We start from the raw sequence: 12,418 nt of genomic DNA, 5'->3' as shown, positions 1-12,418 counted from the left end.
TAGATACAAATTATACCAAATATGAAAAAATCACTTTCAGCGACGGAACAAACCGCATTATTAAACATACTTAAGACCAGATTTGAGAATAATATGAAAAGGCATCAGAAACTGGTTTGGGAACCCATACAGCAAAAAATCGAAGCAAATCCAGCCAAGGCCCGGAGTTTACAGCAAATGGAACTGAGCGGTGGTGAACCTGATGTTATTGGCCTAGATCCAGTCAGCAACTCTTATCTCTTTGTCGACTGTGCTACAGAGAGCCCAAAAGGAAGAAGGAGTCTTTGCTTTGATCAAGCCGCGTTGGATTCCCGAAAAGAAAATAAACCTGCGGACAGCGCAATAGAAACGGCCAAACAAATGGGTGTCGAACTACTTACGGAAGAACAATATCGACAACTGCAAAGTTTGGGAGAATTTGATCTGAAAACATCAAGCTGGATACAGACACCTGCCAACATTCGCCAACTCGGAGGTGCTTTATTTTGTGACCGGCGCTATAATCATGTTTTCACCTACCACAATGGCGCGAACTCCTATTATGCCGCGCGTGGATTTAGAGCTATACTACATCTTTAAATAACACTAATAAACAAACTGTTTGACATAATTTAAGTCAAAAATGAAAAAATCAATAATCGTATGGCTTAGTCTTTTATGCTATACCAGACATGAAGGCGATCATCTGCAATCTCAGCTCAGGGAAAAATAATTTTTTATTTCAATAATTCCTAATGACAGAGGGTTGTCAGTTGACGGATCTATTTTTGGAGAAAATATAAAAACGCATGAAAAACAGATCTATTCCTTCTTTTAATATTATTGGAATTGCGATACGCACAAGCAATCAAGATAGTCAGGCAGCCAAAGATATTCCTGCTCTCTGGGCTCGATTTTTTGAAAATGATATCATGAACCGGATTCCTAACAAAATCTCCAATGCGCTCTATTGTGTTTATACGGAATATGAAAAGGATCACACACTACCCTACACCACTTTGTTGGGCTGTAAGGTTGCCCATCTTGATGATGTCCCGGAAGACATGGATGGCATACGCATTGAGGAAAATGTCTACCACCATGTCGAAGTTGAAGGAAATCTGGAAGCGGGCATTGTTTACGACGCGTGGATGAACATCTGGGAAGCCGATCTCAAGCGCGCATTTTCAGCAGATTTTGAAGTTTATGGAGAAAATGCACAAAATCCCGAACAAGCTAAGGTTGATATTTTCATCGCGCTTCAATAAGCAAAAAACTTAATAATATCTGGGGCAATAACAGCTAAATTTGTTAAAGCCTGACAACATGCATGGCTCCGTCAGCAAATGTAACAATAGGTATGTCGGAGCCACCTTGCTTTTATTTTCGTCAAAATATCTTTTACCTTTGTGCCGATTTAAAGCAAAATAATATGCAGGGCACCACGACGCATCGTAAGAAAATTGTTCGATATAGCTACCTTAAATTAATCGGAAGTTCAGTTTTTGTGAGCTTGATCTGCTGCTTGTTGGCTTATAGTCTCAAACATATCACCGGATATTTTCTGGAAAGAATAGCTGAGGGCATTGGAAACCTAGATCCCCGACTCTTTATCATCTTGCCCAGCATAGGCATCACGACAATATACTTCCTCCGGAAATATGCTTTTCAAAATAGAAAGAATAAAGGGATCAAGGAGATCTACACGACACTCGAAACACGAAAAGATCATCTTCCTTTTTTTAAAATACCGTCCCATTATGTCAATGGCTTTCTGACCGTTATTTTCGGCGGGTCAACAGGAATTGAAGTTTCTACGGTAGTAGCAACAGCAACTGTGGGGAATCAAGCCTATAAACGCCTCCATCCCGCTTGGGCTTATAAGACCGAGCTGATCTGCGCCGGTGTTATTGCCGGAGTGACATTATTGTTTGGCAGTGCATTGGGCGGCCTTTTATTTGCCTTTGAAGTTATTTCCAGAAAATACAACAAAACACTAATGATAAGCGGCATTAGTTCGATGCTTGTTGCTGCTTTATTTGTTTACTATTTGGATGCAGCTCCCCTGTTTAACTTTACGCCAAAGCAATGGCAATGGCAGGCAGTTCCTTATATTGTCATTCTCGCATTAATAGGCGGTTTATTGGCACTATATTTCACTAAAATTGTGATCTATGCAAAATCGTTCTTTGCTGGAATAAAAAATAATTTTATTCGGGTCAATCTGGGAGCGATCACTGTGGGTCTGCTGATTTTCGTTCTGCCGTTATTATACGGTGACAGTTATCACGGTCTTGGGAAAATCCTTGAAAGTAGTTTGCATGGATCAGTCAATTGGTTATACTTTCTCCCACTGCTTTTGTTAGTGCTGTTAAAACCGTTGGCGGCGGCGCTTACTTTGGGTGCAGGCGGTGACGGTGGCGTTTTTGCTCCAAGTATCGTAACGGGTGCGCTCCTGGGCATATTTTTTGCGCAATCCTGCAATCATTATCTCGGCACCCAGCTCATTGTCATTAATTTCGCATTATTCGGCGCAGCATCCATGCTTTCTGCAGCTATTCATGCTCCTTTTACAGCAATTTTTATTGTTGCGAGTATTGTTCCTTCAGGCTATATACTATTTGCACCACTGCTGCTGTCCAGCCTCGTCGCTAAACTGCTCGCCAAAAAGATCTATCCGTATAACGTGTACACCTACAAAGAAGTCGCCCACAGTTAATGGCTTATTTATTTTTATTAAAAAGCAGTTCCATTCGTCAATGAAACTGCTTTTTTGCAAAGTAATCCATGCTAGTCTTCACGACTACCATCGTCTGCCATACGAACAATCTTGGGAGAGAACTTAGCCACAATATCGACTAATTCCTTTTGGGATGCCATGACTGTATGAATATCTTTATATGCCATAGGCGCTTCATCCATTCCTGCCCCCAACAAAGTAATCCCTTGATCAGAGAGCATATTTTTCAGTTCAACGGACGAAAGCGTTTTGATCGCCTGCGTACGGCTCATCAACCGCCCCGCCCCATGGGAAGCCGATTGGATCGCCGCCATATCACCCTTTCCGCGAACCAAAAATCCCGGAGTCGCCATGGAACCCGGAATAATCCCCATGACACCTTTTGCCGCAGGAGTAGCGCCTTTTCGGTGTACCACAACCTCTTGTTCATTCCAACGTTCTTTCCATGCAAAATTATGATGGTTTTCAATTTTCGCTAGCAGCTCAGCACCCAAAGCAGCTCTTATTTTTTCATGGATAACCTCGTGACAGGCAGATGCATAATCACCGGCCAGATTCATTGCCATCCAATATTCCTGTCCCTCCATTGTATTTAAGTCCAGATAAGCCAGATTCTGAGCTTGATAAGGCAGCTTGCACAAAGACTTGGCCAATTTGGTATAATGAGCAGCAACAGTGGCTCCCAATCCTCGGGATCCGGAATGTGTAAGTAAGCCTAGGTAAACTCCTTTATCAATATCCAGTACTTCATCCTTTTCATTGAATTCCACCATCCCAAATTCTACAAAGTGGTTGCCGCCACCGGAAGAACCTAACTGCGTCCATGCTTTATCTTTTAATGATGCAAGCAGATTATTCTCCGAAAACAATTTGTTTTCCAAAACCGCGTGATCCACGCGTTCGTGTTTCAGATACCCATTACCGGCACCAAATCGCGTATGTTTCAGGATAGTTTCCTTTAATGTGTCCGTTTCTGTGTCCAAAAGAGATGCTGGCATATCAAATATGGACAAAGCCATTCGGCAACCAATATCAACCCCCACACCATACGGAATTACCGCATTATTCGTGGCCAGTACCCCACCGATCGGCAGCCCATAACCTTGATGGGCATCCGGCATTAATGCACCGGCAACAGTAACAGGAAGTTTCATTGCCACTTTCATCTGCTCTTTGGCTCCCGCTTCGATTTCAGACTCTCCATAGATGCTATATCCCACAGGATTTTCGTTCAAGGTAATCAGGGAGGCATCAACGGCATCCTGCCCTAATATGGCATCCGCCAGTACACCGAACACTGCATCCGCCAAATATGCTGACGGATCTTCCAGAACAGCTTTAAATTTGCCCAACATCTCCGTTCTCGTCAAACCATGTCGCTTGCTGTTGATTTTCAACGCAGCACCTAATGTATGATTCTCCTTATATCCCAATGCGATCAGGTCATTGCCATTGATTCTTTTATTTTCCATTTTCTATCATTTGTTATTTTTTTTGGGGGAATCAATCCAATTCCAAACAGGTGGCAATAACCTCTTTACAATTGCCACCTGCACCTCTTTTTTCCAATTTTATTTACTTTCTATGCTCGTTATTTGACAAACAATTGCTTTAACTGATCGACAATCTGTCCATTTCCTGAAACAGATATGCTATTGATCTTTTCCGCAATTTTTTCTACATATTCCATTTCTTTCAATTTAAACAACATGTTGTTTTCCTCCATAAGTTTCGCCGTGTTGAGCAAACTTCTTGTGGAAGCGGTTTCTTCACGCCGCGTAATAATATTTGCCTGTGCCCGTTTTTCTGCAATCAGCACCTGGTTCATAATATCACGGACATCTCCGGGAAGAATAATGTCTTTGACCCCGCAAGTTAATAAGCGTAGCCCCAATCCGGCGATATAAGCAGTGGTATTTTCTAAAATATAGCTGCTGATCTCGGTCTTCTTCTCCATCAGTTCGTCCAAAGTCATTTGCCCGATATAGGTACGCAGATTTAACTGCATCACTGCGTACAACTGCTTCTCGTATTCTTTATGGTCCAACAGCGCTTTCTTGATATCTATGATTTGGTATTGTAAAGTGAAATTAACCCGTATCTGTGCTTTGTCCCGTGATAGAATTTCTTGTCCGACCACATCCAAGGTCAATACACGCATATCCGCTTTTGAAACGGCGATTGTTTTCGCATTCTTCCACCAAAAATATGTTCCCGGATTCAAAATTTCGGTGAACACGCCATCGACAAAAAGTAAACCCTTCTCATTTGGTTCCACTTTATATTGACGGATATAGTAAGCTAAGGTTTGCTTTTCAAACAATTGACGGTTGATAGAAGCCGGTATTTCGATTTCTGAAATATCCTCCAATTGGAATTTACGTGACTGCAGACCTTTCCAGAATACATATCTGCCCGCCGCCAATGTCTTCTCAAAATTATTGTTTAAGAAGACCAGCGCTATAGCGGTATCCTCCACTTCGACAATATCTACCAGCTCACGAAAGCCCTCCAGCAGCAAGAGCACATCAATATTTTGGTTGGACGGAAATGAATGTGCCCTATTGTATAGCTCCAGTTTTTCGCCGAAACCCAACCAGTATTTACCGGTTTCCAATACACGGATGACTTGGTTATTCTTAACCACCAATCCAATTTCATTGACATTTATTTGTACTCTTTTCATACTATCTGTTGTTTTATACTATTATCTAATGAAAAAAACCGCTATTATTTGTCCATCGATGCAGGGCGGAATCAAAAAGAGCCCTACAGATCTTTACACTTAGAAACTTCAAGAAAGCTAGCACCGCTAGTTGCTATCTGGTTCTTCCTATATCGGCTCTGTATGAGATGTTCCCGATCACAGGCCCCTCACCAACTGCTCCAAAGAGAGACAAAGCGCTCTCCAGAACCGGACAAACTATAGCAAGCTTTAATTAACTGACCTTTTTAAAGAAGGTTAACTTTCAAATCCAGAACCTAAATTCTGTGCAATACCCTTATGCTATTCCATCCGAAAATGGAAGTGGGATTCGAACCCACACGATTGAGTTGTTGTTCTAACCAAGCTGAACTATCCTGATTGCTCAGGAGCAGGAGTCGAACCTGCGGCCTACAACGACAATGCCATGCTCTACCCTTGAGCTACCCCTTTTCGGGGAAAGGATTCGAACCTTCATCCCTGGCAATCTTCTCTCATGCTTTTCATCTTATCAGTATATTGAATTCCCATCGGGTACAACACTATCCTGCTATACAGAAACAGGACACCGGGATGCAAATCAAAGCCTGAGAGTATTTTCGTGCTCCCTTTAAAGAGAGGCACATATCTTAAAAGCATTTTGCTATTATTTTCATCAAAGAACATTTATCATCGCTGACATTACAAAGATCGCATGGCGAATATGCAGGTAAGCTGCGCAGTATAATTAAACATCAAAAAAATAACAAATTAAATTACAAAGCCCTGATAATAAGCAATAAAAAATACAAACCAAGATCTCACATATGAGCGGTTAATTTGTAATGCGCAATTAGAATGCGTAGACAAGAAGAAGCCAAAGCATAGTTGACGTACATTAACGATTGGAAAGCAAAAAATATCACTGAAATCCATGAGAACGACTTCCGATATAAATACTAATTTTACGTTTGCATAAACAACATGAATTCATCCTAAAATGAGTGTAAAAATATTCTCGACTATATTGGCTGTATTGCTTGTCACCGTAGGCTGCGCGAGCTCAGACAATACAAATACCCCCGCTAGGGAAATGTGTAGAAACGAAAAAAAAATCTTGCTATCGGACAGTACAAAAAACAATGATCAGCCCGCATCAAAAGTAGCTGCAGATCCGGCCAAAGAATGGCTGGAAACTATTTTTCGCTGCGAAGAAAGGAAGCCCGGGAAGTATTGCTATTATTTAGACAAGGAAGAGACCATCTGTACGGCGCGTTTCATGGAATTCCTACAGGATGCCAATAAAATTTATGGCCCTTCCAATCTGACAGATGCCGAATTACCCGAGGCGGAAGCGCGATACAAAGCCAAATGGAAAAATGTTTATCCCCTCAATACACAGGAAATGTGGTTATTTGGCCGAGGTAATGATGATGCTTTAACGATCAATGCCATCCTTATCAAAAAGTTAAGCACAAATAAATACAGCATATTCATAGATTACGGTGATGATATAAAGACACAAAATGAGGTACAGCTGGTTGTCGAAAAGAACAACTATAAAATTGATTATTGCAAGACAACCTTTGCACAATAATGGCACTATAAAAAACAGTTGAGCTGATCTAAAAAGCCACTTTCTATTTTTGAGGATAAAAAGTGGCTATATAGTACCATAAATGAGATGTTTAAGCAGATTGAACAGGCGCCGAATTATGCCATTTTACGATATTGCCCTTATGCAACAGTCCGTCCACAGCAGAGATTCTCGATACAGCTTCAGCGGAGCAGCTTGCATCCACCAGTAGGAAACTTGCATCATCACCTACATTTGGCCATGTTCTATTGCCTTTATCATCCAACGGTAATTTCCCATTTGTAGCATAACGCAGACAACGGGATAGGTCAAATTCCGTTTCATAACCATACAACTGTGCCGCAAGATTCGCTTTTTGCAGCATATTTCCGCTACCGAAAGTGCCCCAATGATCCTGTACATTATCATTCCCTGTAAGCACCTCCACTCCTGCCTCGTGCAGTTGCGGTAATGGCATGAGCATATTCCGAAAAGGAACCGAACTGGCAATGCCGACTTTCGCCGCGCCCAAACGTTCAGCGGTGTATTGCAGATCCTTTGGAGACATATAGGCTAACGCAAAAGCGTGACTGATAAATGTACGTCCCTGTAGCTCCGGATTCTCAAGTACTTTGTCTATCAAATAATGAATGGTTTTAGCACCTGACTCTCCCCCCTCATGCAAGTGAATATCAATTCCTTTTTTGTTGTCCAAGGCTAACTGAACAGTAAAGTCCATCGGTTTTTCGATACTTCCGTCTATACTATAAGGATCTAAACCGCCTATAAAATCAACTTTGTCCCAAGCGGCAATTTCACGCATGAGTCCGGTTGAATCGGTGTAATATAATCCATGTTGCGGGAAGGCAACCAATTCCGCACCAAAAGACGCTTTCACATGTTCCAGCGCCCTGAGCAGATGTTCCAGTGATTTAGTACCCGAAGTAGGGTCAACGTTAAAGTGTGTTCTTGCGAAATTAGTTCCATAGCCTTGTAACAGCATAATTAGTTTTTCCGCTCTTTCCACTGATGTTTTGAGTAGCTCGGGGATAATTTCCTGCTCACGTGCAATCATATCCTTCACCGTTCTGTTTTTAGGAAACACAGCTTTCCAAGGAAGCCCGTATAACGTTTTATCCAGGTGGATATGCATATCCCTAAAGGCGGGTAAAACAAGTTTTCCATTGGCATTGAATGATCCTGTTCCATCACCAGTTTGGGCCGGCCGAATTTCCTGTATTTTTCCATCCTTTATCGTTATGGAGAAAAGCGCGGTATCAGTTCCGATAATTTGTCCTTCCCGGTAAAGAAACCCTGTTTCCAACCGTACATTTTCCAGTGTATACTGCTCGCTTCGCTGAATTAATTCGTTCATGAAAATATCATTTTTTTCAAAACTAGGCTATTAAAGGCTTTCCGCTTTGTAGATATTATCACATCATTTGTAAATATTATGGCTGAGCCCTAAACTGGCTGGGTGTCATGTTCGTATGGCTCTTGAAAAACTTACTAAAACTGGCATTATCATAAAAGCCCAGATCAAAAACAATATCCTTAACGGACTTATTCGATATTTTCAACAACCTCTTGGCTTCCAGCAATATCCGATCTTGAATCAAAGCAGAAGCCGATACATGAAAGATTCTGTTGCTCAGAACATTCAGATAATTGGCAGAAATATTTAATTTATCTGCATAAAATGCAACAGATCGTTCAGCTTTATACCAACAATCTATCAATTGCACAAATTTCGCAATAACCGGGTTATCTTGATATTGGTCATAATCGTTAAAATTGTCCGCAACAAATTTACTAATCAGCAATACGATTACTTTGACCCTGGCGTAGATAAGTTCCCATAGAATTTCTTTTTCTTTCAAGTCAGTGGAAACAGCCCGAAATTCCTGTTCCAATGCCTGATACCCCGATGCGGATAAAGTAATCACCAAATGCCGCAAATAATAGGATACCGGAAAGCGCAAAGCTGGTAAAAGGCTTTCAAACCAGGTCCTGCTGATCATCAATTGCAACCCTTGCGTAGAGTCTGTCATCGACCATTGATGTACCTGCCCCGGAAATACGAGATGTAATTGATGCGTTCCTAAACGAAATGTTTCAAAGTCCACAGTATGCGTACCGGTTCCTTTTTCAAAAAGCAGTAAAATAAAAAAATCGTGCTTGTGAGGTTCTTCAATCTCCCGCTTTCCGATTAATTCATGAAAAAGTAGATCACGGTCGGACATTATTCCATCGTAGAACTTCTGCAGATTTAATATTGGGAAATGGTCAGTAGGATGATGCATAAACAGGTTCAAAGATAAATCATAAATATTGGAAAACATAAAATGGCGGTATCTGTTTTAGACATTGCATGAATTTTCTCCCAATTCATGGGTTTAATGCAAAAATATAGTTACTTTGATTTCAGTTTATAGAAAATCCAAATGTTGCGCAGAACTAAAAATCCAGTTTAGAATGAAAAGCAACCAACAGGGTTTTCAAATAGCCTTAAAAAAGTTTTTAATATGCAGATTGAAATTGATCATAATTTTTATGAAATCGTCAGCTGGAACAAAGATTATATTCAGATCCAGGGAACATATTCTCCCTATCGTATCTATGCCCCGCCCTACTACGATATTGCCTCTTTAAAGCAATATATTAAACTCAATCCACCAGTACATCAGGGAGGAGATCAATCCTATTCTTATCTTGAAAATCCCTATTATCTCTTCAAAACTCCCTACCTAGTTAAAGTTTTTTCGACGGTATCTCCTGCTGCCATTGAACTTAAATCAAGTAGCATTCTGGTTTATCAACGAAAGAATGTAAACACATTAAAATTACTCAAAGCTTGGAGTATGGATCTTCTATACAATGAATTAATCAAAATAGTATGCTATTGGGAAGAGCAACTGGATAACTATGCGATTAGGGCTGTACGTTTAAGCAAGCGATCGAACTCGAATTATAAAATCGAAGGCAACGAGATCTGTTTTTCCTCCCGATTGATTGATCTTGATAAAGAACAGTTGAATCTGATCGTTTTGGCAGCGTTTTGTAAATTTTCTAAAAAAACCAAGAAAGAATCCGAAGCTATTTATAACTTGTACATCCCCAATTGGAGGGAGTTTAATATATACTAAAACATGGCAGAAACCGCAATACTATTGACAATCACAGTAGACGGTAATTTTGACTCACTGATTGATGATCCCGTCCAGTTTTCGAAACTATTAGGTCCTGAGCAACGACGTCAGATTGACGATCATGTCGTTAATCAGTTGGAAGATAAAGATGGTGCTCCGGCCCTGAGCGATTTTAGCATCGCAAACATCACATTTGATCCCGTCTCCTCAAAGGGCTCCTTTCGCGTTCATTTTAAAATTTCCAGACAGTTCTGCTGTAGTGACGTTACTTCCTGTCAGACAGACTATATGGACTTCAAGTTCACAAAAAGAGGGAAAAAAATTGATGTAACGGGATCCTATGTATTGTGGGCTATCCAATAGGTACCAGATCTTAAACTGGGAACAGGAGAATTCAAGTCCAATAAATTCAAGCTCTATATATTACTATCAAAAATGAAAATTCCCGATCGCTATAAAATTAACACAACTTCTTTTCACTTTTACTGGACAAAGGGTATTGGTGTCAGCTTACTAACTAAATTGCCAACCACTCCCGATTTGGCTCATGCAGCACAATTTATACCTTTGCTATATCAATATGACACAGCCTGTGATCAACTGGTGGAACAGTTGCATCTGAAAATTGGTTTCGTAAAGGGACAGCAACTGATTCGGGACTATTTACGCGGTAGAGTTATTGAAGCCGATTATGTTGGACTGATTTCGGAATTCATGGATACATTACCCCTGGAACCTGAGTGGCTCGATCGGCAAAAAATAGAGCAGGGAATCAAACTCAGTCAACGCTCCGGACTAACCGGACTAATTGTATTAAGGGATTACTGTCTTATGGGTGGCTACGAATCCAGTGCAATCAACAAACCGCTAATTTTTACGGGAGCACTGAAAAAAGGTGCGGTAAAGCGTTTAACGGAAACCGTTACATTTTGGGTTGACATTACGGCCAATGATGCATTGAAAAAAGGCGGTATCGGTATAGAGGCCATTTTATTGACCAGATGCATCCATTCATTTGCCCGATTGAATATATTGAAACATAGTGGTTGGAATTCTGATAAATGGGGAATTCCTTTAAACACCTGGGATATGCTGGCAACAAACCTAGGCTTTTCATTAGTTTACTTAATTGGACTCAAACAAATGAAATTCAATTTATTAAACACTGAAATTGACGGTGTATTCCATCTTTGGAAATATGTCGGAACTTTATTGGGAATTCCAATAGATCTCCTCCCGGATTCGGAGGAGGAGGCTATTAAATCGCTGTACTATTGGACAATGACCCAAAAAGAAGGTGATAAAGATAGTGTCGCACTCGCTCAGGCTCTAATGGAAGAACCGGTAAACGCGGCATATCCAAGGAGCAAATTTGGCAGAAGACTCATGCGGGAAGTTCATTTGTATTATAACAACTATCTTTTAGGAGCTTATTCCTGCGCGTTGTTGGGACTGGAAAAAACGACTATCGGCAAAATTGCCTACTTCAACATCCTCAAAAACAAAAAAGCAAACAGTCAAATCCTAAACGATAAAGTCAGGCAGCAACAGATACGAAAAGGCCGAAAAGTTCATGAGGGAGTCAAACAGATCTATTTGACGTACAACTAACCTACATTTCGTTCGTAGGGTACTCTCGTGGCAATCGATCTGCCCAATGTGAGCTCATCAACATATTCCAGTTCACCTCCAAATGCGATACCACGTGCGATTGTCGTAATCTTAATATCAAATTCACGCAACTTACGGTACAGATAAAAGATCGTTGTATCGCCCTCCATTGTTGCTGACAACGCAAGAATAACTTCCTCTACACCACTACGTTGAATACGATTGAGCAAACCTTCAATTTTAAGATCAGCCGGACCGATGCCATCCATGGGCGAAATCAGGCCGCCCAGCACATGATAAACGCCCTGATAAGAATTTGTATTTTCAATGGCCATAACATCACGTGTATCCTCCACAACACAAATTATGCTTTTATCCCGCTTGAAAGAACTGCATATTTCACAGGTCGAATGGTCCGAAATATTAAAGCACTCCTGGCAATACTGAATATCTTCTTTCAATCGGTCAATAGCGGCAGTAAAACGGGCCACCTCCGGATCGGACTGCTTCAATAAATGCAAAACCAGCCTTAGCGCTGTCTTTTGCCCCACACCAGGTAATTTGCCAAATTCCGCAACCGCGTTCTCAAGAAGTTTAGAAGAAAAATTCATAATGCAAATGTAAGAATAATCGCAAAAAGTAGCTAGTATTAAAAAAATAGCTATATTGTATTCCTTTTT

General features: G+C 40.8%; 12 protein-coding genes and 1 tRNA gene. 7 read left to right on the top strand and 6 right to left on the bottom strand.

From position 1 onward, the window contains the following. The first annotated feature begins 21 nt into the window (after positions 1-21). From ABTV71_RS12765 to ABTV71_RS12755, 3 genes are all read left to right on the top strand, one after another. Positions 22-579 carry a DUF4256 domain-containing protein gene (locus ABTV71_RS12765; RefSeq protein ID WP_121124680.1) on the top strand — a complete coding sequence of 186 codons (558 nt, stop codon included), beginning with the start codon at positions 22-24 and terminating at the stop codon, positions 577-579. 209 nt (positions 580-788) lie between these two features. Beyond that, positions 789-1,247: a GyrI-like domain-containing protein gene (locus ABTV71_RS12760; protein WP_433903414.1), complete on the top strand. Its 459-nt coding sequence runs from the start codon at positions 789-791 to the stop codon at positions 1,245-1,247. 164 nt (positions 1,248-1,411) lie between these two features. Then, positions 1,412-2,698: a chloride channel protein gene (locus ABTV71_RS12755; RefSeq protein WP_121124876.1), complete on the top strand. Its 1,287-nt coding sequence runs from the start codon at positions 1,412-1,414 to the stop codon at positions 2,696-2,698. A gap of 71 nt (positions 2,699-2,769) precedes the next feature. Here ABTV71_RS12755 and ABTV71_RS12750 read toward each other — a convergent pair whose 3' ends face one another. The 3 genes from ABTV71_RS12750 to ABTV71_RS12740 all read right to left on the bottom strand — a co-directional run bounded on the left by ABTV71_RS12750 (position 2,770) and on the right by ABTV71_RS12740 (position 5,871). After that, positions 2,770-4,191, bottom strand: a complete 1,422-nt coding sequence (locus ABTV71_RS12750; protein ID WP_433903413.1) for an RtcB family protein — start codon at positions 4,189-4,191, stop codon at positions 2,770-2,772. Between the two features lie 119 nt (positions 4,192-4,310). Beyond that, positions 4,311-5,405, bottom strand: a complete 1,095-nt coding sequence (locus tag ABTV71_RS12745) for a slipin family protein (RefSeq protein ID WP_121124677.1) — start codon at positions 5,403-5,405, stop codon at positions 4,311-4,313. A gap of 403 nt (positions 5,406-5,808) precedes the next feature. Further along, positions 5,809-5,871, bottom strand: a tRNA-Asp gene (locus ABTV71_RS12740). 531 nt (positions 5,872-6,402) lie between these two features. On the opposite strand from ABTV71_RS12740, the gene ABTV71_RS12735 reads away from it, so the two are divergent. Next, positions 6,403-6,999, top strand: coding sequence for a hypothetical protein (locus ABTV71_RS12735; protein ID WP_433903412.1), 597 nt, complete (start codon positions 6,403-6,405; stop codon positions 6,997-6,999). Between the two features lie 91 nt (positions 7,000-7,090). On the opposite strand, the gene ABTV71_RS12730 is transcribed toward ABTV71_RS12735, so the two are convergent. Beyond that, entirely contained in the window at positions 7,091-8,353 is a 1,263-nt protein-coding gene (locus ABTV71_RS12730) for an amidohydrolase (protein WP_433903411.1), read from the bottom strand. A gap of 76 nt (positions 8,354-8,429) precedes the next feature. Then, entirely contained in the window at positions 8,430-9,320 is an 891-nt protein-coding gene (locus ABTV71_RS12725) for an AraC family transcriptional regulator (protein ID WP_433903410.1), read from the bottom strand. A gap of 183 nt (positions 9,321-9,503) precedes the next feature. On the opposite strand from ABTV71_RS12725, the gene ABTV71_RS12720 reads away from it, so the two are divergent. From ABTV71_RS12720 to ABTV71_RS12710, 3 genes are all read left to right on the top strand, one after another. Continuing rightward, entirely contained in the window at positions 9,504-10,124 is a 621-nt protein-coding gene (locus ABTV71_RS12720) for a hypothetical protein (protein WP_121124673.1), read from the top strand. 3 nt (positions 10,125-10,127) lie between these two features. After that, positions 10,128-10,490 carry a hypothetical protein gene (locus tag ABTV71_RS12715; protein WP_121124672.1) on the top strand — a complete coding sequence of 121 codons (363 nt, stop codon included), beginning with the start codon at positions 10,128-10,130 and terminating at the stop codon, positions 10,488-10,490. A 72-nt stretch (positions 10,491-10,562) separates the two neighbouring features. Then, a complete protein-coding gene (locus ABTV71_RS12710) occupies positions 10,563-11,738 on the top strand; it encodes an oxygenase MpaB family protein (RefSeq protein WP_433903409.1) in 1,176 nt (391 codons plus the stop codon). On the opposite strand, the gene recR is transcribed toward ABTV71_RS12710, so the two are convergent. Next, positions 11,735-12,349, bottom strand: a complete 615-nt coding sequence (gene recR / locus ABTV71_RS12705) for a recombination mediator RecR (RefSeq protein WP_433903407.1) — start codon at positions 12,347-12,349, stop codon at positions 11,735-11,737. The two genes, ABTV71_RS12710 and recR, sit on opposite strands and share 4 nt — an antisense overlap. Between the last annotated feature and the right edge of the window lie 69 nt (positions 12,350-12,418).

It is taken from the genome of Sphingobacterium puteale (genome assembly GCF_050986225.1).
GTDB lineage: Bacteria > Bacteroidota > Bacteroidia > Sphingobacteriales > Sphingobacteriaceae > Sphingobacterium > Sphingobacterium puteale.
Note: the sequence above shows the minus strand (reverse complement) of the source record. Positions and strands in the feature narration are given on the sequence as shown.